The 26228-nt window shown below is 61.7% G+C and carries 26 protein-coding genes and 1 riboswitch; of the genes, 14 read left to right on the top strand and 12 right to left on the bottom strand.

Translation table 11 applies throughout. The features are described 5' to 3' along the window. Positions 1-51 precede the first annotated feature (51 nt). Genes KCX59_RS14200 through KCX59_RS14210 form a run of 3 tightly spaced genes read right to left on the bottom strand, consistent with a single transcriptional unit; the run spans position 52 to position 2521 of the window. Positions 52-480, bottom strand: a complete 429-nt coding sequence (locus KCX59_RS14200; protein WP_091468455.1) for an HIT family protein — start codon at positions 478-480, stop codon at positions 52-54. Continuing rightward, a complete protein-coding gene (locus KCX59_RS14205) occupies positions 477-1625 on the bottom strand; it encodes an NAD(P)-dependent alcohol dehydrogenase (protein ID WP_256871378.1) in 1149 nt (382 codons plus the stop codon). Before KCX59_RS14205 ends, KCX59_RS14200 begins: the two co-directional genes overlap by 4 nt. After that, positions 1622-2521 (bottom strand): sulfurtransferase, encoded by a 900-nt coding sequence (locus KCX59_RS14210; protein WP_179017168.1) that lies wholly within the window; start codon positions 2519-2521, stop codon positions 1622-1624. The genes KCX59_RS14205 and KCX59_RS14210 overlap by 4 nt, the downstream gene beginning before the upstream one ends. 82 nt (positions 2522-2603) lie before the next feature. Between KCX59_RS14210 and KCX59_RS14215 the strand changes: the two genes are divergently transcribed. Continuing rightward, positions 2604-3686 (top strand): PLP-dependent cysteine synthase family protein, encoded by a 1083-nt coding sequence (locus KCX59_RS14215; RefSeq protein ID WP_178996833.1) that lies wholly within the window; start codon positions 2604-2606, stop codon positions 3684-3686. Here the strand turns inward: KCX59_RS14215 and KCX59_RS14220 are convergent. Beyond that, on the bottom strand, positions 3683-4336 hold the full coding sequence (locus tag KCX59_RS14220) for an MBL fold metallo-hydrolase (RefSeq protein WP_179017167.1): 654 nt from the start codon (positions 4334-4336) through the stop codon (positions 3683-3685). The genes KCX59_RS14215 and KCX59_RS14220 overlap by 4 nt on opposite strands. 94 nt (positions 4337-4430) lie before the next feature. Between KCX59_RS14220 and KCX59_RS14225 the strand changes: the two genes are divergently transcribed. Beyond that, a complete protein-coding gene (locus KCX59_RS14225) occupies positions 4431-4898 on the top strand; it encodes a Fur family transcriptional regulator (RefSeq protein ID WP_178996835.1) in 468 nt (155 codons plus the stop codon). Here KCX59_RS14225 and KCX59_RS14230 read toward each other — a convergent pair. The 5 genes from KCX59_RS14230 to KCX59_RS14250 form a co-directional block, all read right to left on the bottom strand. Next, on the bottom strand, positions 4895-5785 hold the full coding sequence (locus tag KCX59_RS14230; protein ID WP_179017166.1) for a metal ABC transporter permease: 891 nt from the start codon (positions 5783-5785) through the stop codon (positions 4895-4897). The genes KCX59_RS14225 and KCX59_RS14230 overlap by 4 nt on opposite strands. Then, the gene (locus KCX59_RS14235; protein WP_178997623.1) at positions 5786-6619 is read right to left on the bottom strand and encodes a metal ABC transporter ATP-binding protein; all 834 of its coding nucleotides are present in this window, start codon (positions 6617-6619) and stop codon (positions 5786-5788) included. It abuts the gene before it with no gap. Positions 6620-6755: 136 nt separating this feature from the next. Further along, positions 6756-7772, bottom strand: coding sequence for a metal ABC transporter solute-binding protein, Zn/Mn family (locus tag KCX59_RS14240; protein WP_179017165.1), 1017 nt, complete (start codon positions 7770-7772; stop codon positions 6756-6758). A 106-nt stretch (positions 7773-7878) separates the two neighbouring features. Then, complete coding sequence (locus KCX59_RS14245; protein WP_179017164.1) at positions 7879-8949, bottom strand: hemolysin family protein; 1071 nt, start codon at positions 8947-8949, stop codon at positions 7879-7881. Beyond that, positions 8946-10298 (bottom strand): hemolysin family protein, encoded by a 1353-nt coding sequence (locus KCX59_RS14250; protein WP_091468474.1) that lies wholly within the window; start codon positions 10296-10298, stop codon positions 8946-8948. Before KCX59_RS14250 ends, KCX59_RS14245 begins: the two co-directional genes overlap by 4 nt. Before the next feature lie 487 nt (positions 10299-10785). On the opposite strand from KCX59_RS14250, the gene KCX59_RS14255 reads away from it, so the two are divergent. Together KCX59_RS14255 and KCX59_RS14260 are read left to right on the top strand one after the other, a co-directional pair. Next, positions 10786-14580: a multifunctional oxoglutarate decarboxylase/oxoglutarate dehydrogenase thiamine pyrophosphate-binding subunit/dihydrolipoyllysine-residue succinyltransferase subunit gene (locus tag KCX59_RS14255; RefSeq protein ID WP_178996840.1), complete on the top strand. Its 3795-nt coding sequence runs from the start codon at positions 10786-10788 to the stop codon at positions 14578-14580. A gap of 138 nt (positions 14581-14718) precedes the next feature. After that, complete coding sequence (locus KCX59_RS14260; protein ID WP_026005442.1) at positions 14719-15318, top strand: GDSL-type esterase/lipase family protein; 600 nt, start codon at positions 14719-14721, stop codon at positions 15316-15318. On the opposite strand, the gene KCX59_RS14265 is transcribed toward KCX59_RS14260, so the two are convergent. Next, positions 15296-15592: a hypothetical protein gene (locus tag KCX59_RS14265; protein ID WP_256871377.1), complete on the bottom strand. Its 297-nt coding sequence runs from the start codon at positions 15590-15592 to the stop codon at positions 15296-15298. The two genes, KCX59_RS14260 and KCX59_RS14265, sit on opposite strands and share 23 nt — an antisense overlap. Here KCX59_RS14265 and KCX59_RS14270 point away from each other — a divergent pair. The 4 genes from KCX59_RS14270 (at position 15591) to KCX59_RS14285 (ending at position 18372) form a co-directional block, all read left to right on the top strand. Continuing rightward, positions 15591-16616: a serine hydrolase domain-containing protein gene (locus KCX59_RS14270; protein ID WP_256871376.1), complete on the top strand. Its 1026-nt coding sequence runs from the start codon at positions 15591-15593 to the stop codon at positions 16614-16616. The genes KCX59_RS14265 and KCX59_RS14270 overlap by 2 nt on opposite strands. Positions 16617-16720: 104 nt before the next feature. After that, positions 16721-17569, top strand: a complete 849-nt coding sequence (locus KCX59_RS14275) for a DUF4097 family beta strand repeat-containing protein (protein WP_179017163.1) — start codon at positions 16721-16723, stop codon at positions 17567-17569. Further along, positions 17569-18183, top strand: coding sequence for a PadR family transcriptional regulator (locus KCX59_RS14280; RefSeq protein WP_179017162.1), 615 nt, complete (start codon positions 17569-17571; stop codon positions 18181-18183). Before KCX59_RS14275 ends, KCX59_RS14280 begins: the two co-directional genes overlap by 1 nt. Before the next feature lie 114 nt (positions 18184-18297). Then, positions 18298-18372, top strand: a complete 75-nt coding sequence (locus tag KCX59_RS14285; RefSeq protein WP_369299106.1) for a 50S ribosomal protein bL37 — start codon at positions 18298-18300, stop codon at positions 18370-18372. Between the two features lie 101 nt (positions 18373-18473). Here KCX59_RS14285 and rsrA read toward each other — a convergent pair whose 3' ends face one another. Both rsrA and KCX59_RS14295 read right to left on the bottom strand, forming a co-directional pair. Beyond that, a complete protein-coding gene (gene rsrA, locus KCX59_RS14290; protein ID WP_017198486.1) occupies positions 18474-18734 on the bottom strand; it encodes a mycothiol system anti-sigma-R factor in 261 nt (86 codons plus the stop codon). Next, positions 18731-19525 (bottom strand): sigma-70 family RNA polymerase sigma factor, encoded by a 795-nt coding sequence (locus KCX59_RS14295; RefSeq protein WP_091469589.1) that lies wholly within the window; start codon positions 19523-19525, stop codon positions 18731-18733. Before KCX59_RS14295 ends, rsrA begins: the two co-directional genes overlap by 4 nt. A gap of 181 nt (positions 19526-19706) precedes the next feature. Here KCX59_RS14295 and KCX59_RS14300 point away from each other — a divergent pair, with 181 nt between their 5' ends. The 6 genes from KCX59_RS14300 to KCX59_RS14325 all read left to right on the top strand — a co-directional run bounded on the left by KCX59_RS14300 (position 19707) and on the right by KCX59_RS14325 (position 26220). Then, positions 19707-20222 (top strand): DoxX family membrane protein, encoded by a 516-nt coding sequence (locus KCX59_RS14300; protein WP_178996843.1) that lies wholly within the window; start codon positions 19707-19709, stop codon positions 20220-20222. A gap of 6 nt (positions 20223-20228) precedes the next feature. Next, positions 20229-21611, top strand: a complete 1383-nt coding sequence (gene aroA / locus KCX59_RS14305; protein WP_256871375.1) for a 3-phosphoshikimate 1-carboxyvinyltransferase — start codon at positions 20229-20231, stop codon at positions 21609-21611. Between the two features lie 2 nt (positions 21612-21613). Further along, positions 21614-22729 (top strand): ribosome small subunit-dependent GTPase A, encoded by a 1116-nt coding sequence (rsgA, locus tag KCX59_RS14310; protein WP_178996844.1) that lies wholly within the window; start codon positions 21614-21616, stop codon positions 22727-22729. Positions 22730-22785: 56 nt separating this feature from the next. Then, on the top strand, positions 22786-23598 hold the full coding sequence (gene hisN, locus KCX59_RS14315; RefSeq protein WP_091468486.1) for a histidinol-phosphatase: 813 nt from the start codon (positions 22786-22788) through the stop codon (positions 23596-23598). A 181-nt stretch (positions 23599-23779) separates the two neighbouring features. Continuing rightward, a riboswitch (SAM riboswitch) is annotated at positions 23780-23893 on the top strand. Between the two features lie 32 nt (positions 23894-23925). Further along, entirely contained in the window at positions 23926-25335 is a 1410-nt protein-coding gene (locus KCX59_RS14320) for an aminotransferase class V-fold PLP-dependent enzyme (protein WP_179017161.1), read from the top strand. Between the two features lie 60 nt (positions 25336-25395). After that, positions 25396-26220, top strand: a complete 825-nt coding sequence (locus tag KCX59_RS14325; RefSeq protein ID WP_218649026.1) for a class I SAM-dependent methyltransferase — start codon at positions 25396-25398, stop codon at positions 26218-26220. Positions 26221-26228 lie beyond the last annotated feature (8 nt).

A 26228-nucleotide genomic window follows, 5' to 3' on the forward strand; every position in this document is an offset into this window, starting at 1 on the left:
AAAAAACCCGGCGGCGCTTAATAAGCACCGCCGGGTTAAGTCGTGCAGGACTCAGTCCTGAGGGACTGCGTCGCCGTGGCCTGCTTCCCGAAGCGCAGCACGGAGCTTTACAGCAGTGGCCTCCATGACTGCGGGATCGGGGTTGTGGTCCACGTTGTGGATTTCAAAGTCTGCCGTGGAGTAGGCGGGCCACACGTGGACATGCAAATGGTCTACCTCGAAACCTTCCATCAGCACGCCAACGCGCTTGGCGTCAAACAAAGCCTCCTGCACCTTGCCGATGCGCTGGGCCACGTCCATGACCTTTGCCAGCAGTTCAGGGCTGGCTTGCGTCCACGAATCCACTTCTTCACGAGGAACCACCAAGGTGTGTCCCTGGGTAATGGGCGAGATGGTCAGGAAGGCGACCACGTCCTCGTCTTTCCAGACAAAACGGCCCGGGATCTCCCCATTGATGATCTTGGTGAACAGTGTGCTCATGCGTCTGCCCTTTCGGATGGTTCCTGAAGTGTTGCGGTGTCCAGTACGAAACGGTACTTCACGTCCCCGGCCACCATGCGGTCGTAAGCTTCATTGAGTTGTCCGGCTCCCACTATCTCGATGTCGCTCACAACCCCGTGTTCGGCGCAGAAGTCCAACATTTCCTGCGTTTCCTCAATGCCGCCGATCAGTGAGCCCGCATAGGCGAGTCGTCGGCGGATGAGCAGTCCCGGGCTGACCGGCGGCATGTCGTCCGCGGGGAGGCCCAATTGGAAGAGGGCCCCATCCAGGCGAAGGGTCCGGAAGTACGGGTTGAGATCATGCGGCGCTGCGACGGTATCGATGATGACGTCGATGCTCCGGTTGGCGGCCTCCATGGCGTCCGCGTCCTTGGAGAGGACCACGTGGTCAGCGCCCAGTTCCCGGGCAGCCTCGAACTTGGATTCCGACGTCGTGAAAACGGTGACGTCGGCACCCATGGCTTTGGCGATCTTCACTGCCATATGGCCAAGGCCACCCAAGCCTACGACACCCACGGAGTCGCCTTCCTCCACATCGAAATAACGCAGCGGAGAGTATGTGGTGATTCCGGCACACAGCAAGGGAGCGGCCGCTGCCGGATCAACGGCCTCCGGGATGCGCAGCACGAAGCGCCTGTCCACCACTACCGACGTCGAGTATCCCCCTTGCGTAATGTCGTCCCCATGACGCGGGTCCGCAGCTCCATAAGTACCAACGTTGCCCCTCTCGCAGTACTGTTCCAGTCCTTCAAGGCAGCTCTCGCATTCGCGGCAGGAGTCCACCATGCAACCCACACCAACACGATCGCCGGGGGCAAATTCCTGCACCCCGGCACCCACACGTGTCACACGGCCTACGATCTCGTGGCCTGGAACCAACGGGTAGGGAGGAACCCGCCATTCACCGCGCGTTGCATGCACGTCCGAGTGGCACAAACCACAGAATTCAATCGCGATTTCGACGTCGTCCGCTGTAGGGGTCCGGCGCGCAACAGTCAGCGGCACCAAACCACTGTCCGGGGAAGTGGCCCCGTACGCTGCAGCCAGCGTTCCGGACCGGTGTTCACTGCTATCCAGGGTGACGGGCTTGGCGAGGGGCGGGGGCACAGGGCGTCCGGGAGTCATGCTCCGACGCTACTCCCGGCAGCCGTGCTTGTGCCACTTGGGACCGCGGAGTCCTCGGCAAACGGCGTGCTGCCCACAACCACGTCATTCGCAGCATTGTTTGACCACTGCGAGAATGAACCCGGATAGAGCGCCGCACGGTATCCGGCGATCTCCAAGGCAGCAATCTCATGGGAAGCTGTCACGCCGGATCCGCAATAAACAGCAACGTTGGACGACTGATCCAGACCCAACTCCTCAAAACGACTCCGCAGCTCTTCCCTTGGAAGGAAGGTGCCGGCGGCTGAGACGTTCCCCGTGGTCGGCGCGCTCACCGCACCTGGAATGTGCCCGGCCCTGGGGTCTATCGGTTCTACCTCGCCCCTGTATCTCTCCCCTGCCCGGGCATCCAGCAAGACACCATTGCGATGCCACTGTGCCGCCTCCTGCTCCGTGATGGCCGGCATGAGGCCTTCGCCCAAAGTGACATTTCCGACGGCGGGACTCACCTCACCGGACTCCACCGGGTAACCAGCCGAACGCCAAGCGGCGAGGCCGCCGTCGAGCAGGTACACAGAGACAAATCCAGCGTTCCGCAGCATCCACCAAACGCGTGCCGCGGCCATGCTGCCGCTGTCGTCGTACGCGACCACGGTGTCGCCGTCGTTAATCCCCCACTTTCGAGCCGACTCCTGAAAGCGGTCCTTGGTTGGCAACGGGTGGCGGCCCAGCCCGGTCTGTGCGTGGTCGGCCAGCTCTGTGGGCAGGTCCACGAAAACGGCGCCCGGAAGATGGGCGCCCAGATATTCAAGGTGCCCGTCAGTGCGGCCCAGGACCCATCGGACGTCGAGAAGCACAGTCCGCCGCCCGGTTTCGAGTCGCTGGTGCAGTTCTGACGCACTCATCAACGTGGCCATGGGATCTCCTTCGTTCTGGCGGCTGGTCTTCCGCAGAGGTTTCGTTGCTGCCGGTGTCCGAATTCCAGCCTAGGCTTATCCGGTGAGCAATTCGTGTATTCAGGACAGGGCATGGGCCAGCGAGGCCATCCGTAAGATCGAGGCCGAGAATAACCGCTCCGCCGACACCCACCTTTATGCGGTTCCACTCCCGGACCACTGGGGAGTCCAGTTGTACCTGAAGGACGAGTCAACCCACAGATCCGGCAGCCTCAAGCACCGTTTGGCGCGGTCCCTGTTCCTGTATGGCCTGGTCAACGGCTGGATCACCGAGGGCACCACGATCGTGGAAGCCTCCAGCGGCAGCACGGCCGTTTCAGAGGCCTACTTCGCCCGGCTCATCGGCTTGCCCTTCATCGCAGTCATGACTAAGACCACCAGCCCCGAGAAGATCGCCCTGATCGAGGATTTCGGTGGCGCCTGCCTGTTGGTGGACCACGCCTCGGAAGTTTACGCCGTGGCCGAAGAGACGGCCAGGACGTCCGGTGGCTACTACATGGACCAATTTACGTTTGCCGAGCGGGCAACGGACTGGCGGGGCAACAACAACATCGCCGAGTCGATTTTCGAACAGCTTTCCTTGGAAGAACACCCTGTTCCGGAATGGATCGTTGTGGGCGCCGGCACCGGCGGTACCAGCGCCACCATCGGCCGTTACCTGCGGTACAACCGATACAACACCCGCCTGGCCGTTGTTGATCCCGAAAACTCGGCTTTCTACCCGGCGTGGCGGGACGGAAACGCAGCCGCAGCCACTGGCCTGCCGTCCAGGATTGAGGGCATCGGCAGGCCTCGGTCTGAGCCCAGCTTCGTGCCGGCGGTCATCGACCATATGATCCAAGTGCCCGACGCCGCGTCCGTAGCCGCCATGCGGCACCTCCGGAAACTCACCGGCCTGCATGCAGGGCCTTCAACCGGGACCAACCTCTGGGGCGTTTGGCAGTTGGTTGCCGGGATGGTGGCTGAGGGCCGCAGGGGCAGCGTCGTTTCCCTGATGTGCGACGCCGGCGACCGCTATGCGGGAAGCTACAACGATGCCGGATGGTTGGCCGCGCACGGCCTGGACCCCGCACCGCATGAAGCAGTTTTGGAAAACTTCCACAACACAGGAGTTTGGACCGGCTAGACCTCCACGGACTCCTTGGGCGCCAGTCGCGCGTAAGTGGTTCCGTAACGGGCCCCTATCCGGGTGACATGTCCCTCGACAATCCCCCGGCCCAGTTCGTTGAGCAGCCCGTCATGGACAGGGAATGCCTTTGGAGCTCGTACGGAAATGACGAAGTCCACTACCTCGCCCACCTTGGACCACGGCGCATGAATGGGGACAAGAAGGGTTTGGACGCTGATTCCGTCAGGGACCACGAACGAATCCCCGGGGTGGAATACGTTGTCGTCCACCAAGTAGCCGATGTTCGCTACCACCGGGATCTGGGCGTGGATGACGGCATGTTGACCACCGTAAGTCCGGACGTTGAAGCCTGCCGCGTCAAAGCCGGAGTTGGGTTCCACAGTATGCACGCGGGCAGCGACATCCCCGTTTTCCTTCAACGCAGCTGCCACCCCGGCTGGCGCGTGGACCTCCAGCATGGTGTTGCTCCGCAGGGCTGCCGTTACTGCCGGGCGGTCAATGTGGTCATTGTGCTCGTGCGTGACAAGTACAGCGTGGGCTCCGCTTAACGCTTCCTCTGACTCGGAGAAAGCCCCGGGATCAATCACCAGGACCTTTCCTTCCTTCTCCAACCGAACACAGGCATGGGTGTACTTGGTGAGCTTCATGGAGACAGCCTAGGGCCGCCCGCTGACAGTTTCCAAGGTTCCCCTACTGGTAAAATTGGGGTTTGCCAGCATCCCCAGGGAAGTGAGTCTTTCAATGCCACAAGGCACCAGTCCCGCCACGACCGGCCATGACGCGCCGGCCACCAGCGGCGTCAAGGAGCAGCGCGTCACCAAGCAGCGCTTGGCCGTCAGCGCTGCCCTGGATGAATTGGATGACTTTGTCAGCACCCAGGAGCTGTACCGGCTGCTGCAGAACAAGGGCATCTCGGTGTCATTGGCTACTGCGTACCGCATTCTGCAGTCCTTGGCGGACGACGGACTCATTGACGTCCTCCGAAACGGAGACGGCGAAGCCGTCTATCGTCGTTGTGCAGTCACCGGGCACCACCACCACCTGCTTTGCCGCAACTGCGGCAAAGCAGAAGAAGTGGAAGCACCCGCCGTCGAGACCTGGGCTGCCCGCACGGCAACTGAACATGGCTTCACCGAGGTAGCCCACACAGTGGAAATCTTCGGGCTATGCCCCGAATGCACGGCCAGGAAGGCAGCCGGCAAGCTCTAGAGGGCACCTGCCGGCAGGTCCCGCGACACCCGGCCGTTGATGCCTCTGTTGGCGCGGACCCTGCCAATGACCCGGCACACCACGTAGATGAGGAAGGACAGCGTGGTGACGTAAGGGCTGATGGGAATACGGCTACCCAGCGCCAGGAGAATACCGCCCACGGTGGCCGTCATCGCGAAGAGAACACTCAGCAGCACCACCAAACGGGGCGATGTGGTGACCCGCAGTGCAGCGGCTGCAGGGGTAATCAGCAAGGCAAGTACCAACAGCGCGCCGACAATCTGGATGGACAGTGCCACGCTGACACCCAGGAGAACCATGAAGCCAATAGCCAGGCCGCGAACCGGAACACCTCTGGCCTCAGCCATCTCCGGGTCAACGCTGGCAAAGCTCAGTGGCCGCCAGATCGCCGCCAGCGCCGCCATCACCACCACTGCGGTGCCGGCCAAAACCTGCAGTTGCACCGTATCCACGGACACAATCTGACCGGTCAGCAGGCCGAACTTGTTCGCCGCGCGCCCCTCGTAAAGGGCGAGGAACAGGATCCCCAAGCCCAGCCCGAACGGCATGATCACACCGATGATCGAGTTCTTGTCCCGGGCCCGGACTCCCATGAAACCCAATAGCACTGCCGCGGCCACCGAGCCGATCAAGGAACCAAAAATGATGTCGGTGCCAATCAGGAGAGCAAACGCCGCACCGGCGAAGGACAGCTCGGAAATGCCGTGAACAGCGAAAGCAAGGTCGCGCTTCATCACGAAGGTGCCAACCAGTCCGCCCAGCAATCCGAGTACAGCTCCTGCCCAGATGGAATTTTGGACAAGTACCAGCAACTCACCGTAATTCTCGAAGTTGAAAATGGTCTGCAGGATGCTCTCGAGATCCATCTAGAACTCCTCCCCCGCGGTGGCGTGGGCATCGTCATGGAAGTGCGTGGTTGCGTCTGGAAGACCGACGACGACGATCCTTCCGTTGGTGTGGATGACCTCCACATGACTGTCGTACAGTTCGGAAAGAACTTCCGTGGTCATGACTTCCTGAGGCGTCCCTACACGGAACTGGCCGCCGGCAAGGTAAAGGACCCTATCTACATAGTCGATAACAGGGTTGATTTCGTGGGTCACGAAGACCACGGCACTGTTCCGATCGTGGCATTGCTTGTTGATCAGTGAACTGACGCCCTGCTGATGATGCAGGTCCAGGGAGAGCAGCGGCTCATCACACAGGAGAACCTGAGGCTCAGTGGCCAGTGCCTGAGCCACCCTGAGACGTTGTTGCTCGCCACCCGATAACTGCCCCACCGGCACCTTGGCGTAGTCTGACGCGCCCACTTGCTCCAACAACTCGTCGATCCGCTGGTTGACCTTGCCGGATGCGAACCGCATTCCCCAGCGGTGCCCATCGATCCCCAACCCAACCAGGTCGCGTGCCCTCAACGGCGTATCCGCTGCAAAGGACTTTTGCTGCGGTATGTATCCAATACGTTTACTGCCGCGTTCCACTGCGTGGCCGCCCAGCGAGACAGTTCCGGAATGCAGTTCCTGCAGCCCCAGAAGAACTTTCAGGAAGCTTGTTTTTCCGCTGCCATTGGGCCCAAGAACGGCAAAGAACTCTCCGGGGTGGATGTCCAGGTCCAAATCCCGCCACAGTGTCCTCTTGCCGAACTGCAGGCTCGCTCCGCGGAGGCTCACTACCGGTGTCAAAAGTTGTCCTCGATCCATGCGCCCCGGGAGGAGCGCAATAGTTGTGCCGCTGGTATCCGCGGCTGTGCTGATGGCAGGAAAAGGCCCCGCAGCCATCCTGAATATCTTAGGACGCCAACGGGGCTCTCCACTGCACGTTGTTATGCGGGCACGGCTACTTCTTGAGTGCTGCCGAAATGGATTCCACGTTATCCGCCATCCACTGAAGGTAGTCCTTGCCATCCGGAAGTGTTTCGGTGAAGTTCACAACCGGCACCCCGGCATTTTCAGCGGCGCGCTTGACGGACTCGGTCTGTGGCCCCTCCGTCTGCTGGTTGTAGGCGAGGAGACGCACAGATTTGGCGCTGACGAGGTCTGTGGTTTCCTTCAGGACGGCGGGAGGGACATCTGTTTCCTCTTCGATCGCGGCGCTGTAAGCTTCCGGCGTCTTATTTTCCAGGCCGGCCGCCTCCAGGAGGTACAGGGGAACGGGTTCGGTAACAGCAACGGGTGCGTGCTCGTTGCCGGCCTTGATGTCACCGAGCTTGCCGGTCAATTCAGAAATTTTGGTCTTGAAGGAATCCGCGTTCGCAGTGAATGTGGAGGCAGATCCGGCGTCCAGACTGCCCAACTTTTCGGCAACGGCATCGGCGAGCTTGCCCATGGCGTCCAGGCTGTACCAGACGTGCTCATTGAACTCGCCGTGATCGTGCGCGTGCTCATCTTCGTTGTGGGCCCCGGCACTACTGGATTCCGTGCCGTGGCCTTCTTCGTCGGGAGCCAGCCCTGAGACCTCCACAGCGCTGATCATATTCTCGTGGCCGACCTTGGTCTCGTCAGCAATTTTGTGTAGGAATTCGTCGTACCCGCCCCCGTTCTCCACCACCAGCTTGGCCTTGGAGATCAGCAGCTTGTCCTGGGCCGTGGCTTCATAGGAGTGCGGATCCTGGCTGGTCTTGGTGATGATCGCACTCACGTTGACCTTGTCACCACCGATTGCCTTGACCACATCCCCATAGACGTTGGTAGAGGTCACAACCTCAATGGCATCAGATGAAGACGGAGTATTGCCGCCGGCCGGGGCAGCACAGGAGGACAACAAAAGGGCAGCAAGACCTGCAGAAGCGGCAAGGGAAAGTCGGGCGGCGGAACGGCGCACGGAGACCTCGGATCTAGTCAAAATGAGAATCAAACACAATTAGGGGTTCCACCCAGTGTACCCCTAAATAGGAATGATTCCAGTTTAGACGGATCTGGCGCCGATGGTGATCCATCGACGCCAGACTCGTTTTCTCCTGCTACTGCGCTTGCTGACCACCGTAGCGGCGAATGCCGGTCGCCTGCGTGGCGTCACGGATTTCACCTACCAACTGCTCAATGACGTCCTCCAGGAAAAGGACACCCTGAGTCTCGCCGCCCCCACCAACAACACGGGCCAAGTGTGAACCCGTGCGTTGCATGACGGACATTGCCTGTTCGATCTCGTCATCCGGGGAGAGGTTTGCCAGTGACCGGATGCGACCCTCTGCGATGGGGTACCTCCGGCCCTCGTCGGGAATGGACAGGATGTCCTTCACGTGCAGGTATCCGGCGAGTTCGCCGTCGTCGTCAACCATCGGGAACCGGGAGAATCCGGTGCGGCTGACCGCCCTCTCGAGGTCCACGGGCGTGGACGCTGTCTTCAGTACCACCAGCTTGTCCAGGGGAACCATGATGTGCGAGGCAGTATGCTCCGAGAACTCCAAAGCGCCGCTGAGCAAGCCCGCTTCGTCGTCCACCAGGCCGTGGCGTGTGGACTCCTGGACGATCGACTGCACCTCCTCCAGCGTGAACGTAGAGGAGACTTCGTCCTTGGGTTCAATTTTCATCAACCTAAGGATGTGGTTGGCCAGCCAGTTCAGCGTCCAGATGATCGGATTGACCACCCTGGCTATGAACATCAGCGGCGGGGCCAGCAGCAGGGCAGCCTTGTCCGCAACGGAGACCGAAATGTTCTTAGGCACCATCTCACCAAAGGTGACGTGCAGGAACGTGACGAACAGCAACGCGATGGCAAAAGCGATGATGTCTGCCAGTTCAACCGGAACACCGACCAGTTCCAAGGGCTCCGCCAACAAGTGGTGGATTGCGGGCTCGGCAACCTGAAGAATCAGGAGGGAGCAGACAGTGATACCCAACTGCGCACAGGCGAGCATCAGCGAAACGTTTTCCATGGCGCGCAGCGTTGTTTGCGCGCGCTTGGATCCCGCTTCGGCAAGCGGCTCGATCTGGCTGCGACGCGCAGACATGACTGCGAACTCTGCACCCACAAAGAAGGCGTTGCCGATCAAAAGGACCACGAGCCAGACGATTCCTGCCCAGTCGCTCATACGGCACCTGCTTCGTGACGCGTGCTTCCGGAGTCAGCGGATGATGATTCGCCCGTCTCCACGTGATGGAAACAGATCCGGTCGATCCTTCGGCCATCCATCCTGGTCACCGTCAGCGTCCCGCCAACGGTGTCCACCACATCGCCTGTCCTGGCAATTCGGCCCAGCTGGCTCATGACGTAACCACCCACAGTCTCGTAGGCGGATTCATCAGGAACAGTGAGGTTGGGGATCTGCTCGGACACTTCGTCCGGCCTCAGCAAGCCCGGGAAATACCAGTCACCGGATGCGCTCTGCAGCACTCCCGGCCGAACTTTGTCATGCTCGTCGGATACTTCGCCGACGATCTCTTCCACAAGGTCTTCGAGGGTGGTGATCCCCGCGGTGCCGCCGTATTCATCCAGCACGACGGCTAGCTGAAGGTTGCCTTCGCGCAGCTCAGACAGGAGTGCGTCCAGATGGATAGTCTCCGGGACCTGCAGGACGTCAGTCATGATCGCGCCCGCCTCAAGCTTGGCCCGACGCTCCGCAGGGACAGCAACTGCCTTCTTGACGTGAACAACCCCGCGGATATCGTCCGTCGAATCCCCAATGACAGGGAAACGGGAGTATCCGGTTCGCCGCGCGGCGTCCAGGACGTCTGAGACCGGCTGATCGGCGTCGATGGTTTCCATGCGGATGCGGGGGGTCATGACGTCCGCCGCCGTGCGCCCGGAAAAGTTCAGGGTGCGGGCAACGAAGTTGGCTGTCCCGGCATCCAGCGTCCCCAGCTCGGCCGAGCGCCGCACCAAGGACGCAAGCTCTGCGGGGGTCCTTGCCCCCGAGATCTCTTCCTTTGCTTCGAGGCCGAACAGGTTCAGCACCTTGTTCGAGAAACCATTGAGCACCACGATCGCCGGTTTGAAAACGGCGGTAAACATCAACTGGGGCCGCGCGAGGCGCTTACCCAAAGGGAAAGCGAGGGCAATGGCCATGTTCTTGGGGACCAGCTCGCCCAGAAGCATCGACAGCAGCGTGGCAAACGCCATGGCAACAATCAGCGCGACCGAATGCGCTACCTCAGGGGCGAGGCCAAGCAAGCCGAGGGGCCCAACGAGCAACTGCCCCACAGAGGGCTCCATCACGAAACCTGTCAGGAGAGTCGTCAATGTGATGCCGAGTTGGCAACTGGAGAGCTGCGTGGAGAGCGATTTGAGGCACTTGAGCAGCGGCGCGGCAGCGTGGTCGCCGTTATCCACCGCCCGCTGAACGCTTGCCTGGTCCAGGGCAACAAGGGAAAACTCAACTGCTACAAAGAAGCCGGTGCCAAGAATCAGGGCAAAGCCGGCAAGGAGAAGAATCCATTCCACTTAGCGCATCACTCCAAGAGTGGGCACGTGCAATGGCGGTAACGCCTCTGGCGCGGGGATTCGCCCCGGCGGAGGCTGGTCGGGTCCCGCGGACGCATGGTCTGCGGCACCACCGGCTATGAGCGCCGGCGCGTGATGGGCATGTGAACGGGTGTTGCCGGCTCGACGGGCGCGCTGTGCGGAGTTACCAGATTGGCTCCCCCGACAGTTCCCAGGCCGGCACCTAGATTTACTGTCCATAAGAATTTCAGTCTACAGTCCACCCGGCCAGGGCGCCCCGCTGGCGTCACGTGCGCTTACATGAATGAAGGACATGCTCATTAAGTCAGCCGCAACATGATTTAGGTCACCACTATTGGCAGTTAACCAACGATCCTAACTAGACTGACATGGGTCTGAGTTCGCGGGACCCGGACCCTGGCCCATCGTTGTGGAGAGCATCTGTGGCCAGCGGGAAAACAACACTCATGGAAGAGGCGTATTTCAAGTGCCAGAGCAGCCCAGCCACCGTCTACCAGAGGAATTTGGCGGAAACGAGTGGCTCGTTGACGAACTGTACGAGCGGTACCAACAGGACAAGAATTCGGTCGACGCCAAGTGGTGGCCGCTCTTCGAGTCCTTTGCTTCCGCTGACGGCACTTCTTCCAACGGATCCTCCGCAGCCGCAACGGCTGCCAATCCCCCAACCCAAGTACTTCCCGTGGTAGCTCCGTCTGCAGCGGCACCGGCACCGGCGCCGGCCGCTCCGGCAGCTGCCCCCGAGGCTGCACCGGCGGCACCCGCCCCGGCGAAAAAGGCTCCCGCCACGGTTGCCCGGGACGGAGCAAAGAAGCCCGCCGCCGGCACCACGGCCCAGCCCATCCCGGCACAACTGCCCAAGAGCACCAAGGCTCCCACGGCACCTGAGGAAGACGTCGTTTCCGTCCTCCGCGGCCCGGCCAAGGCTATTGCCACCAACATGGTGACCAGCCTTGAAGTTCCCACTGCCACGAGCGTCAGGGCAGTTCCTGCCAAGCTGCTCATCGATAACCGGGTGGTCATCAACTCCAACCTTGCCCGCGCCCGCGGTGGCAAGGTGTCCTTCACCCACCTCATCGGTTATGCCGTTGTCCGTGCGCTCTCCCAGTTCCCCTCGATGAACGTCTACTACGACGAAATCGATGGCAAGCCGAGCGCGGTGCAGCCGGCTCACGTAAACTTCGGCATCGCTATTGACATGCCCAAGCCCGATGGCACCCGCCTCTTGATGGTTCCGAACATCAAGAAGGCAGAGACCATGGACTTCGCCGAGTTCTGGCACACCTACGAGGACCTCATCAAGCGCGCCCGCAACGGCAAACTGACCGCTGATGACCACGCAGGCACCACCGTCTCGCTGACCAACCCCGGTGGAATTGGTACGGTCCACTCGGTGCCGCGTCTTTCCAAGGGCCAGGCTGCCATCATCGGCGTCGGTGCCCTTGACTACCCGGCTGAGTTCCAGGGCGCCAGCGAGAAGATCATCGCCCAGAACGCCATCAGCAAGATCCTGACCCTGACCTCCACCTATGACCACCGCGTCATTCAGGGCGCAGGCAGCGGCGAGTTCCTCAAGCTTGTTCACCAGCTCCTCCTCGGCGCGCAGAACTTCTACGACGAAATCTTCGAAGCCCTGCGCATTCCGTACGAGCCGGTGCGTTGGAGCCCGGATCTCCAGGTTGACCCCGCTGACGAGATCAACAAGGTTGCTCGTATCCAGCAGTTGATCCACTCCTACCGTGTGCGTGGCCACCTGATGGCTGACACCGATCCCCTGGAGTACGTCCAGCGCAAACACCCGGACCTTGACGTCCTGACCTATGGCCTGACCCTCTGGGACCTGGACCGGGAATGGCCCACCGGCGGTTTCGGCGGCAAGCCGCAGCTCAAGTTCCGTGACATCCTTGGCGTACTGCGTGACGCCTACTGCCGCACCACCGGCATCGAGTACATGCACATCCAGGAGCCCGCCGAGCGCAAGTGGTTCCAGGACCAGTTGGAGCACCCGTACTCCAAGCCCAGCCGCGAAGAGCAGTTGCGCATCGTCTCCAAGCTCAACGCTGCTGAGGCATTCGAGACCTTCCTGCAGACCAAATTCGTCGGCCAGAAGCGCTTCTCCCTTGAGGGTGGCGAGTCGCTTATTCCGCTGCTCGACGCCGTCATTTCAGACGCAGCCGACGACGGCCTGGACGAAGTTGCCATCGGCATGGCCCACCGTGGCCGCCTTAACGTGCTGACCAACATTGCAGGCAAGACCTACGCGCAGGTCTTCCGCGAATTCGAGGGCACCCAGGACCCCCGCTCGGTCCAGGGATCCGGTGACGTCAAGTACCACCTCGGCACCGAAGGCACCTTCACATCGGACAACGGCAAGCAGACCAAGGTTTACCTCGCCGCCAACCCGTCCCACCTCGAGGCAGTCGACTCCGTGCTGGAAGGCATCGTCCGCGCCAAGCAGGATCGCCTTGACCAGGGCGAATCCTTCCCGGTTCTGCCCATCATGGTCCACGGCGATGCAGCCTTCGCAGGCCAGGGTGTTGTGGCTGAAACCCTCAACCTCTCGCAGCTGCGCGGTTACCGCACCGGCGGTACCATCCACGTGATCGTCAACAACCAGGTGGGCTTCACCACTGCTCCGTCGTCTTCGCGTTCGTCCACATACTCCACGGACGTTGCCAAGATGATCCAGGCCCCTGTGTTCCACGTGAACGGCGATGACCCCGAGGCCGTAGTGCGCGTTGCACAGCTCGCCTACGAGTTCCGCCAGCGTTTCCACAAGGACGTCGTCATCGACATGGTCTGCTACCGCCGTCGCGGCCACAACGAAGGCGACGACCCCTCGATGACCCAGCCGCTCATGTACAACCTGATCGAAGCCAAGCGCTCCGTTCGCAAGTTGTACACCGAGTCGCTCATCGGCCGTGGGGACATCACCGAGGAAGAAGCAGAGCAGCTGCTCCGCGACTACCAGGAGCGCCTCGAGCGCGTCTTCGCCGAAACGCACGCTGCGCAGACGTCGCCGATCCCGATCATCACGGCTGACTCCGCGGCGGTCTCGGACATCGAGCGTCCCATTGCCCAGCAGTCGGACTTCGGCACCAATTCGCCCGCGTCTACGGCGATTTCCGCAGAGACCCTTGCCCGCATCGGCAAGGCGCACCTGGAAATTCCGGAAGGCTTCACCGTTCACTCCAAGCTCAAGCAGCTCCTGGAGAAGCGTGAGCAGATGTCCCGTGAAGGCGGCATCGACTGGGGCTTTGGCGAGATCGCAGCCTTTGGCTCGCTGATCATGGAAGGCGTACCCGTTCGCCTGGCCGGACAGGACTCCCGTCGCGGGACGTTCGTCCAGCGTCACGCTGTGTTCCACGACCGCGCCAACGGCAACGAATGGCTGCCACTGGGCAACCTTTCCGACGACCAGGCCAAGTTGTGGATCTACGACTCCCTGTTGTCCGAATACGCTGCAATGGGCTTCGAATACGGCTACTCGGTTGAGCGCCCCGATGCCTTGGTCCTCTGGGAAGCCCAGTTCGGTGACTTCGTCAACGGTGCGCAAACCATTATTGACGAGTTCATTTCCTCAGCCGAACAGAAATGGGGCCAGCGCTCCTCGCTGGTGCTCATGCTCCCGCACGGCTACGAAGGCCAGGGGCCGGACCACTCGTCTGCACGCATCGAACGCTTCCTGCAGATGTGCGCCGAGGACAACATGATCGTGGCCAACCCAACCACGGCTGCCTCTCACTTCCACCTGTTGCGCCGCCAGGCTTACAGCCGTCCACGGAAGCCGTTGATCATCTTCACGCCTAAGCAGCTGCTCCGCCTCAAGGGTGCCGCCTCGGCTGTCGAGGACTTCACCACCGGCGGATTCAAGACGGTTATCGGCGATCCGGAAGTGCAGCCCGCCAATGTGGACCGCGTCATCCTGGTCTCCGGACGCTTGTACTACGACCTCCTGTCCAACCGCCAGAAGTCCGGGGATACCTCCACGGCGATCATCCGCGTAGAGCAGCTGTACCCGCTGCCCAAGGCTGAGATCGACGCCGAGCTCGCCAAGTACCCGAACGCTGACATCGTGTGGGCACAGGACGAGCCCGCCAACCAGGGTCCGTGGCCGTTCATGGGCCTGAATCTGGCACCGGAGCTCGACCGCAAGCTCCGCCTCGTTTCACGTCCGGCGTCAGCATCCACTGCTGCCGGGTCCATGAAGCGCCACGCCGCTGAACAGGACGCCCTGATCAAGCAGGCGTTCGAACGCAAGTAAGCGAAACTGCCCGGCCTGAGGAGCGATGAGCGCGCCTTAGGCCGGGCAGTTCTGTTTAATGGGACAGGTACCCGGTTCCCGAACCGGCCGGTGATCCGGAAACCGTGCAAGGACCGTAACGAGTGTGAAGAGGTAACCGTGGAAGACAGGAAGCTGCGCATCGCAGCTGTAGGAGATGAACTGCTCGCGGGCCTGGGGGATCCCCGCGCCTTGGGTTGGCTCGGAAGAGTCCTGGCCCGCACACCCCAGGATTCCGTCGTGGTGGAAAGTTTCCCGCTCCCCTGCCCCATGGAAGGTACTGAGGGCCTTGCCGCCCGCTGGCAGGATGAAGCCGGCAGGCGTTTCAGTGATACGCATGAGAATCGATTGGTGATCGGCCTTTCGGGGCGGGATCTCGAGTTCGGGCTGTCCACCGCGCGCAGCCGCTTGAATCTTGCCAACATCCTTGATGGCGCTTCGCACAGCAGCGTGGAAGTCTTTGTGGTGGGTCCGCCTCCCACGCTTGATCCCACACGCAATAAGCGGCTTGCTGAACTGAACACTGCGTTTGCCGATGTCACCACCCGCCGAAATCACCATTACGTTGACACCTTCTCCCCCTTGCTCAATCATGAGCAGTGGAGGACGGACCTCGCAGCCAATGGGGGAACACCGGGCCAGGCCGGCTACGGATTGATTGCGTGGCTTGTTCTGCACCGCGGATGGTTCCAGTGGCTTAATATCGCTCAACCGGAGTAGCCATGACGCGGAACGTGCAGGTTTCTGTCAGAGCAGCATTCACAGCGGCCGTTGTTGCCGGGGTGGTAGCCACAGTTTCCTGCAGTTCCGGTCCACCGGCTCCTTCAGCGACGTCGTCTACGGCTACGCCTGCGTCGTCACCATCACCCACTTCGCCATCACCCACTTCGCCATCACCGTCGACGCCCTCGGCTGCATTGCAGCCCTTCGATGCCGGAACCCTCCGCGCAGACTTCGAGCGGACGGCAAAGGAAGTCCTCGTACCCGGGGCCATGATGCTGTTGGTTACCCCCGAAGGAACCCTCACAGCTTCGTACGGCACTGGAGTCCGCGACGCCCAGCGCGCAGTATCCACCGAGGACCATATCCGGGTGGGCTCCGTCACCAAGACCTGGACCACAACTGCCATTCTGCAGATGGTCCAGGAGGGCAAGCTTTCCTTGGATGATCCGGTGTCCCGGCACCGGCCCGACGTTCCCAACGGGGACAACATCACTATCGATCAGCTGCTGACCATGCGGAGCGGGCTGTTCAACTACACGGAAACCCTCGAGCTCAATTCGGCCATGGACACGGACCCGCAAAGGGCTTGGCAACCGGACGAACTTCTTGCCCTGGCCTACAAACACCCACCGTACTTTGCGCCTGGCCAGGGTTTCCATTACTCCAACACCAACACGGTCCTGCTGGGCCTCATCGCCGAAAAGATCGACGGGAAACCGTTGGGGCAACTGTTCAAGGAACGCATCTTCGAGCCGCTGGGCATGAAGGGAACAGTGTTCCCCGACATCGCGTCGAACAGTATTCCCGAACCCCATCCCCAGGGCTACTTCTTCGGGGACAACGTCCTGACCATGACGAATCCCGCACTCCCGGAGGCCATGCAGCAGGAAGCCATCGCTGGCACGCTCGCACCCAACGACGTCACTGACGTCAATCCATCGTGGGCTTGGGCAGCGGGTTCGGGGATCTCCACGGCCACTGATCTGAAGACTCTTGGTGAGGCCCTCGTCAACGGAAAGCTCCTGGACGCTGAATTGCAACAAAAGCGGCTTGAGACCGTCACGCCCACGAACCCGGACAAACCGGACGGCGCCTCGTATGGTTTGGGGATTGCGAAGTTCGGTAATCTCTTCGGCCACACCGGAGAACTTCCAGGCTTCAACACCTTCATGGGCAGTGACCCCATAAACTCCGTCACGCTGGTGGTGTGGACTAATTTGGCGCCCACTGCCGACGGCCGCGATCCCGCAGTAATCATTGCCCGCTCGCTCATCGGCAAGATTTACCGGCCTTAGCGTTAGGCCTGCCGTCCCGCATTAGCCAAAAAACCATTGCCTCCCGATCAGACGCGATATATCGTGTTTTGTATCAACGCGATATATCGCAACTTGGAGGGATCATGCCTGACGAACTATGGACCGTGATGGGCCCGCAAACAATAGATGTAGAGGAGGTCCGCTCTCTCAAACTGGGCATCGTTAGGGGTCGCTTTGACGTGGTGACACACGACGAGCCATACGTCCGTATCGAAATCAGTGAGATCACTGGCGACCCCCTGACGATCACGCTTGTTGACGGCAGACTGGAAGTCCGCCACCAACTCCAGGGACCTCAGGGCTGGTTCCGCAACCTGATGGGGACCGTCAACAACACAAGCACCAACTCTGTGATCGTCGGCATTGCGCTGCCGTCCGGCGTCGACGTTGAAGCAGGTACCGTGAGTGGTGACGGCATGGTGTCCGGCATCAGCGGGCGCATCCGCCTGAACACCGTCTCCGGTTCCGTCCTGGCGGACAACACCAGCGGCGAACTGCACGTTAACACAGTCAGTGGCGAGGTCATCGCCAGAAACCACGACGGCGTCCTCACCGCCAAAAGCGTCTCCGGCGAAGTTACCGCCTCGGGCAAGTTCAAGAATGTCCGTGCGAGCACCGTGAGCGGCGACCTCAGCTTCGACCTCCAGGACTACACCAACGACCTTGGCGCCAACTCCGTCTCCGGCGACCTGACCATCCGGCTGCCGCACGACGTCGGCCTGGACATCGTAGCGAAATCGGCCAGCGGAACCGTGGTGATCGACGACCAAATGTACGCCCAGCCTGGCAGCAACGTTCACACCATTGTCGGCCCGGACGAAAGGCTGATGCTGGTGCGGACCAACACGGTATCCGGAAAGACTTACATCGTGCACGGATCTGCGCCCACGCCGGAAAACGGCCATCCGGTTCCTGGGAAAGCGGGCCTCTGATGCCCCCTGTCTTTGCACACGGCGCCCTGCGACTGTACTTGCTTGCGTTGCTGGAGACCGGTCCCAAGCACGGATACGAGCTGATCAAAGCGTTAGGCGACCGATTCGGCGGCACTTACTCCCCCAGCGCCGGCACCATCTACCCTCGTTTGGGCAAGCTGGAGGAGGAAGGACTCGTTGCCACGGAGACCGAAGGGCGCCGCACCAAATACCTCATTACCGATTCCGGCCGTGCTGAGTTGGACAGCCGCCGGCAGGAGTTGGCCGCCGTCGAGGACACCATATCGGCCTCCGTCAGGAGGCTGGCAGACGACCTGCGGGAGGACATCCGGGCAAATATGCGTGGCCTGCGGGCAGATCTTGCGGCAACAGCGGAGGCTGCGCGCACCGGCGCCTCTTCGGCTGCTTTTCGGAGCAGGACGGCGGGCTACACTCCCGAAGGCCAGCGAATCCTCAAGGAAGCTGAATTATTGGTTCAGTCCTTCAGGGACGACCTCCGTGTCGAGCTACGCCAACACGGCGCCTCGCAGCCGCTGACGCCTTTGGCACTGGAAACCGTTCGCACAGTTTTGGACCAAGCCCGTATCTCGATCAGGAATTCCCTGCAAAGCTAACCACCTGGCTGGCTCCGAAATACCCCAACACCCGCCCGGTTCGCGGCGCAGCACCCGGATGTGCGAAACTGGAGGGCAGCTTTATTGAGTATCAATCCTTGAAGGAGGCCAGCTATGAGCAAGCGTGCACGTAAGCGTCGTGACCGTAAGCGCGGCGGCGCGAACCACGGCAAGCGTCCCAACACCTAAGCCATCGGCTTAGCGTCACAGGCTTAAAAGCGAAGGCCCCGGAAACCATGCGGATTCCGGGGCCTTCGATGTTAAACCCTATGAGTGGAATGAGAGCCGAATCAGGCGTCCACAGGCTTGATGGAGTGAATCCTGTCAAGGATGGAGTTTTTCAAGTTCTCCGGCGCGGACTCAGTGCATGATCGCTTGACCATGGTGCGAATGAGGCACTCAAGGTCATACTGCTCGGCGCACTCCTCGCAGGAGTCCAGGTGCTGCTTGATCTCAGTTAAGTCCTCGCGGGTCAACGCACCGTCGAGGTACTCGTAGATCCGCTGCATTCGCGTATCGTCGCAATCGCCCAATCCCTGGCAGTCGCTCATTTCTCTTTCTCCTGATTGTTGCTTCCGGCCGCGGCCTGATCTTCGGTTTGGGCCCTGAAGCCCCGTTCGGCGGCGTAATCCGCCAGCATGTCCCGCAGCATCTTCCTGCCGCGGTGCAACCGTGACATGACCGTGCCGATCGGGGTATTCATAATTTCTGAAATTTGCTTGTACGCATACCCCTCAACATCCGCGAAGTAGACGGCCAGCCGGAATTCCTCAGGGATCGACTGCAATGCGTTCTTCACGTCGGAATCAGGGAGGTGGTCAAGGGCCTCAGTCTCCGCGGACCTTAAACCAGCCGAAGTATGCGACTCTGCCTTGGCCAACTGCCAATCCTCGATCGTGTCCGAGTTGGACTGCAGCGGCTCACGCTGCCGCTTCCGATAAAGGTTGATGTACGTGTTGGTCAGGATGCGATACAACCAGGCCTTGAGGTTGGTCCCCGGCTTGTACTGGTGAAAAGCAGAAAACGCCTTGGTGTAAGCCTCTTGAACCAGGTCTTCAGCATCGGATGGGTTGCGTGCCATCCGCATGGCTGCCGAATACAGCTGGTCCACGTACTGCATGGCGTCGCGCTCAAAGCGCGCCCGCCGCTGTTCTGGAGTTTCCGTAGCAGGATCGACGTCGGTTACAGCCGCCGCGTCGTCCGCGCCGGTTGCCTGGTACATGGCCGCTGCGGCCGGTTCAGTGGTGCTCATCGTTGCCAAGTCTACTGTCAGCTGCCGGGATTCCGGCTGCATCCCATACGCAGGCTCCGGTAGAACCAACCGGTCCTTAACCAAAGTCAAAAAACCAACTCCGTTCAACAGGCGGCAAACACGATGCCGCAGTCCGGTCTCCACCGCACCTGAAGTTCACAACGGCTGCTGCTGGGTAAATATTCCGCAAAAGTGCAAGACTAGAGCAGACTGCACCCCTTGAACACAACACTTATCAAACTAATGTGGCAAGCCATCCAGGAGGCAAGACATGTCTGTTATCCGTTTTCTCGCACGTCCCATGCTCGCGTCGAGCTTCGTCGTCGCAGGGCTGGATAAGCTCAGGAACGCGGACGACACTGCGAAGCAACTCTCGCCAGTCCTTCGCCGTGCCTCGGAATCCCTTCCCTTCAAAACTGATGAAAAGACCCTGGCGCGCGTCATCGGCGGGGCGCAACTGGGCGCCGGAGCCTTGCTCGGGCTCGGCAAGCTCTCCCGTTTTGCCGCCACGGTCCTGGCTGTGACGTCGGCTTTGAACTCCTACGTGGAGTGGCGGTCCGCCGATATCAGCACCAAGGAAGGCCGAAGTGCCCGCAAGGCCCAGCTGCTGAAGAACATTTCCCTCACGGGTGGTGTGCTTCTGGCCTCTGTTGATACCGCGGGCCAGCCGAGCATCGCCTGGAGGGCCGAGCACCTGGCCGCCGATGCCAAGAAGGTGACGGGCAAGCAGATCAAGCGTGCAGACAAAGCAGTTCGCAAGGCCGTTGACAACGCAGTTGGAGCATAAGGAAGCATGACCGGTACCACCGCCGCAAACACCGAATCAACCAAGGCCGCCACCATGCTGCCACTGTGGCCGGCCCCGTACGCCAAGGGGCCCGTGGACGCAACGGTGACGGTCCCTGGTTCAAAGTCGCTGACCAACCGGTTCCTGGTGTTGGCCGCACTGGCGGATGGTCCTTCACGGCTGCGGGCTCCCCTCCATTCCCGCGACTCTGCGCTCATGATCCAGGCCCTCCGGCAATTGGGGGCAAGCGTCACCGAGGTATCCGGGGACGGCGCCTTCGGACCGGACCTGGAAATTACGCCCATGGATCCCGCCGCAACAGGGGCTGAAACGGCAATTGACTGCGGGCTGGCCGGAACTGTCATGCGGTTCGTCCCCCCGTTGGCTGCGTTGCGTACGGGCGTCACCGTCTTCGACGGCGATCCCCACGCCCGCAACAGGCCCATGGGAACCATCATCGAAGCGTTGATCGCCCTCGGCGTGCCAGTGGCAGCAGACGGCGGCAGGACGCCGTCGTCCCTTCCCTTCGCCGTAGAGGGAAACGGCCAGGTCCGGGGCGGCCACCTTGTTATCGACGCCAGCGCCTCATCGCAGTTCGTTTCCGCGTTACTGCTGGTGGGTGCCCGCTTCGTTGATGGCCTGCATCTGGAACACGTGGGCAAGCCCGTCCCCAGCTTGGACCACATCACCATGACCGTGGAAGTCCTCCGCAGCGTCGGCGTCGTCGTGGACGATTCCGTGCCCAACCACTGGCGGGTCTCTCCGGGACCCATCCGCGCTTTTGACCAGCGGATCGAACAGGACCTCTCGAATGCAGGACCTTTCCTCGCCGCTGCGCTGGCCACACGCGGCACCGTCCGCATCCCCAATTGGCCGGCCGGGACCACACAAGTGGGCGACCAGTGGCGCACCATCCTGACCACCATGGGAGCAGAAGTAACTTTCGAAAACGGGACACTGACGGTGACCGGCGGAGCAGAAATCAAGGGTGCCGACTTCGACGAAACAAGCGAATTGGCACCCACTGTGGCCGCCCTGTGCGCATTGGCCAGCGGCCCCTCCCGGCTGACCGGTATTGCCCACCTCCGCGGACACGAAACGGACCGGCTCGCCGCGCTGGTTGCCGAAATCAACAGCCTCGGGGGCGACGCGGAAGAGACCGCCGATGGCCTGGTTATCCGCCCGTCGGCCCTTCACAGCGGCGTGGTCCACAGCTACGCAGACCACCGCATGGCCACTGCCGGGGCCATCCTGGGGCTCGCCGTCGAAGGCGTACAGGTTGAGGACATCGCCACGACATCGAAGACCATGCCGGATTTTCCAAAGATGTGGGAAGCAATGCTGCAGCCAACTGATGCCAACACCGATCTTGATGAGGCCAGCAACTAACCATGGGCCGTGACGCACGCTCCTGGGACGAATCCGACGTCCGGATCCGTCCCAGCAAAAAAGGATCCAGGCCACGCACCAAGGATCGCCCCAGCCACGATGACGCCGTAATAGGCAGGATCATCACAGTGGACCGCGGACGGTACAGGGCAATTGTTGGCGAAGATTCCGCCGACGAACGGATCGTTATCGCAGCCCGCGCCCGCGAACTGCGACGCAACCCCGTTGTCCCCGGCGACTTCGTCGCATTGGTGGGTGACGTCTCCGGGTCTCCCGATACCTTGGCGCGCCTGGTCCGGGTGGAAGAGCGGAAGACCCTCCTTCGCCGGAGTGCCGACGATACGGACCCCATCGAACGGGTGGTCGTGGCCAACGCCGATCAGCTCGTGGTGGTTGTTGCGGCGGCCAACCCGGAGCCACGCACCGGATTCATTGATCGCGCCTTGGTCGCAGCGTACGACGCCGGCATCGAGCCGTTGCTGCTCATCACCAAGGCGGATGTGAAGGACCCGGCGGAACTCCTGGCCAATTACCTGAGCTTGGATTTTCCCGTAATCATCAGCCGGACCGCTGACTCCGAGGCCGGCGGCATCGATGCCCGTTCCGATGACGGACTATCAGCCCGGCTGGACAAGGTCGCCGTATCCCAACTCCGCTCGCACCTGGGTGGAAAAGTCACCGTCATGCTCGGTCACTCCGGCGTTGGCAAATCCACCATGGTTAACGCGCTGACAGGCGCAGAGCGCGCCACTGGGGGCGTCAACGCGGTCACGGGCCGTGGCAGGCACACATCATCCTCGGCTTTGGCGTTGAAGCTGGACGATGCACCGTCCGGCAGCTGGATCATCGATACTCCCGGAATCCGCTCCTTCGGCTTGGCGCATGTGGATCCGGACCGGATACTGCACTCGTTCCCGGACCTTGAGCCCGGCACCGAGACCTGCGACCGCGGCTGCAAGCACGGTGCCACAGCCACTAATTGCGGGCTGGATGCATGGGTAAACGATGGCCATGCCGGGCCATCGGGAGTGGCCCGGTTGGCCTCCTTGCGCCGATTGCTGGGTGCAGACCCAAGGCTCGAAGCGAAAGAGACCAAGGAACTGGGCACCGTCAACTGATTCGTTGTCTGCTTCACGTCCCCAATGCAGCGAACGATTCAGGATAGTTTGGTGGCATGACCCATCCCGTTTCCACCTACAACGATGACCTGCGCCTGGCCCACGTCCTCGCCGATTCAGTCGACGCCCAGACCATGGATCGCTTCAAGGCACTGGACCTGCAGATCGAAACCAAGCCCGACCTCACACCTGTCACTGACGCTGACAAGGCCGCAGAGGAAGCAATCCGCGGTCAACTGTCCCGCTCCCGTCCGCGGGACGCGGTCCTGGGCGAGGAGTTCGGCAGCAGCGGTCACGGTTCACGTCGCTGGATCATAGACCCCATCGACGGGACCAAGAACTTTGTCCGCGGTGTCCCGGTGTGGGCAACGTTGATCGCCCTCGTGGATGAGGGGGAACCTGTGGTGGGCGTAGTCAGTGCGCCTGCACTAGGCAAGCGATGGTGGGCTGCGAAGGACATGGGCGCCTACATGGGCCGCTCCCTGGCCTCGGCAACGCGGCTCAAGGTGTCCAACGTTTCCCGCCTGGCCGACGCCTCCATGTCATATTCCAGCCTTTCGGGGTGGAAGGAACGCGGCAACCTGGATGAATTCCTGGGGCTGACGGAAGACATCTGGCGGACACGCGCCTATGGTGATTTCTGGTCGTATTGCCTCGTGGCAGAGGGGGCAGTGGATATCGCCTGCGAGCCTGAACTGAACCTCTACGACATGGCAGCACTCGTCCCGATCGTCACCGAGGCAGGCGGCCGTTTCACGTCCTTGGAAGGCGAAGACGGTCCGTTTGGCGGTAACGCCCTGGCCACCAACTCGATCCTGCACTCCGAGGTCCTCAAGCGCCTCAACCCCGGATTGGACGACCTTCTCTAAACCTATCCACGCCTGGCCAACCAAGCAGCAGGCGGAATTTTCGACGGCGGTTGGCCCCCGTAGGGGGTCTCCGCCGTTTTTTATTCGGCGAAGAAGGGATTTCGCATTCGACGTAACAAAGGGCTTAACAAAAGGGAGCGGCTTTGGAAGCCTCCCCGGACGTGCCTTAGCCTTTTTTACAGGTCACGAGTGCCAGCGCTAAACCCCGGTTTGCTGGCCGGCAACCCTCCATTCGCGGTGGGGTGCCCCGGGTGACGACCCGGCCGGTCCGGAACGGATGCGGCAAGCGCGGATCCCCCTATGGGGGTCCCTCTTGAGTGAGGTTCCATGAGCACTGTCACGTTCAACTCCAACATCATTCCGTCCTTTGTTGAAGAATCCACAGCAGAGACGATAACCGCTGTGCGTCCGCTTGCCGCGGTCACTGGCGCTGAGCTTCAGGCTCCCCTGATTCAGGGTGGCCACGTCCGCTACGCAAACTTGGACTACGGCGCATCGGCCCCGGCCCTGACCGTCGTTTCGGCCTACCTCAACGAGGTCCTGCCCTACTACGCCAGCGTTCACCGGGGCGCCGGGTACGCCTCGCAAATCAGCACGTCGGTGTACGAGAACTCGCGGAACATCGTCCGTGATTTCGTCGGCGGGCGTGCCGATGACTCAGTGATCTTCACACGGAACACCACTGACTCGTTGAACCTCCTGGCCGGATGCCTCCCGCAGGTGGATGGCCGATTTGCGGGCGAGGTCCTGTACTTGGACATCGAGCACCACGCCAACTTGCTTCCGTGGCAGGGAGTCCCCCACCGCAGCGTCGTCGCGGCACCAACCCTGGCCGAAACGGTGGACAAGCTCGAGGCCGAACTTGCCCAGGGCGGGGTCAGCCTGCTGGCTGTTACCGGCGCCTCGAACGTGACGGGGGAGATTCTTCCCATCGCCCGCCTTGCTTCGCTTGCCCACGAATACGGCGCAAGGATCGTGGTGGACGCTGCGCAGCTCGCACCTCATCGCCGGATCAACATCACCGAGGCGGACGTCGACTACATCGTCTTCTCCGGACACAAGCTCTATGCCCCCTTCGGTGCGGGTGTCGTGGTGGGTCGTCCGGACTGGCTCGACGCCGGCATACCGCACCTGGCCGGAGGCGGCGCGGTACGTGAAGCGCGCCTGGACTCAGTGAGCTGGGCCGCGGGCCCGGCGCGCCACGAGGGCGGCTCCCCCAACGTGCTGGGCGCCGCGACACTTGCCCGCGCCACCCAAGTCCTCGCAGGGCTCGACCAGGACGCGTGGCACGCCCACGAGTCCGCCATCCGCTCGTACCTGGTGCAGGGCCTGGAGGCCATCGATGGCGTGACCGTCCACAAGATCTTCGCTGACTCCCTGGACACCATCGGTGTGGTCAACTTCTCCGTTGAAGGATTCGACGCCGGACTGGTTGCGGCTTATCTTGCGGCCGAGCACGGCGTTGGCCTCCGCGATGGCCGGTTCTGTGCCCACCCGCTCCTCAAACGCCTCGGGCTCCCCTCCGGATCCCTGCGCGCCAGCTTCGGCGTCGGCTCCCGGTTGGAGGACGCCACCAGGCTGCTCGCAGGTATCGAAGGACTCAAGCGCGACGGACTGGGCTGGGACTACGTGGTGGACGAGGGCCGTTGGGTTCCTGCAAATGACCATCGCAGCTACCCCGAATGGGCCCCGAACACTCCCGGCACTGCGGGCGCAGCTCCCTGCACTGTTGACTAGGAACACTGCGGTAAATTCATAGGGTACTTTTAGTGACCCTGTGAAGGAGCTTTCGTGGCCCTGCGTTCACCGGCTGCCGCCAGCGGACAGCCACGTACTCCCGGACCAGCGGGGCCGCGTGGTCCAAGGCTGGATGCTTCCCGCCGGCATGAACTCGGTCAGAGCTTCCAGGACGGCGGCGAACACTATAACCGCGTGCGACCCGGCTACCCCGCCGATTCCGTGGACTGGCTGGTTCCTCCGGGGACGAGGTCCGCGGCCGACCTCGGAGCTGGCACAGGAAAGTTCACGGCACTCCTCGTAGAACGCGGCCTGGCGGTCACCGCCGTCGATCCTTCCACGGACATGTTGGAGCAATTGCGAAAAGCCTACCCCCACGTCAATGCGCTGGAGGGAACGGCCGAGGCAACAGGACTGACGGACTCAGTATTCGACGTCGTCAGCGTTGCCCAGGCCTGGCACTGGTGCGAGCCCCTCGCAGCGAGCACGGAGATCGCCCGGATCCTGCGGCCTCATGGGATCTTGGGACTGATCTGGAATCAACTGGACACTTCAGTCCCGTGGGTTCACCGCCTTTCACGCATCATGCATGCAGGCGATGTCCACAAGCCCGGATTCCGGCCAGTCATCGGCCCGGAGTTTGAAGGTTTGGAAAGTCATCTGACCCGGTGGGAGGATGCCCTGACGCCGGAGGACATCATGGAACTGACCAAGTCGCGCAGCTACTACCTCCGCGCCAACGACGCCACCCGTGCGAAGGTCATGGGCAACCTGGAGTGGTACTTCTACGACCACCTCGGCCATGTCCCTGGTGAAACCATCGGGTTGCCCTACATGACGCAGACCTGGCGGGCAGTCAAGGTTCAAGGTACAACGCCACGGTAGGCTTGGGG

Source organism: Paenarthrobacter nitroguajacolicus, from assembly GCF_051027655.1.
In the GTDB taxonomy this organism is placed as follows: Bacteria; Actinomycetota; Actinomycetes; order Actinomycetales; family Micrococcaceae; genus Arthrobacter; species Arthrobacter nitroguajacolicus.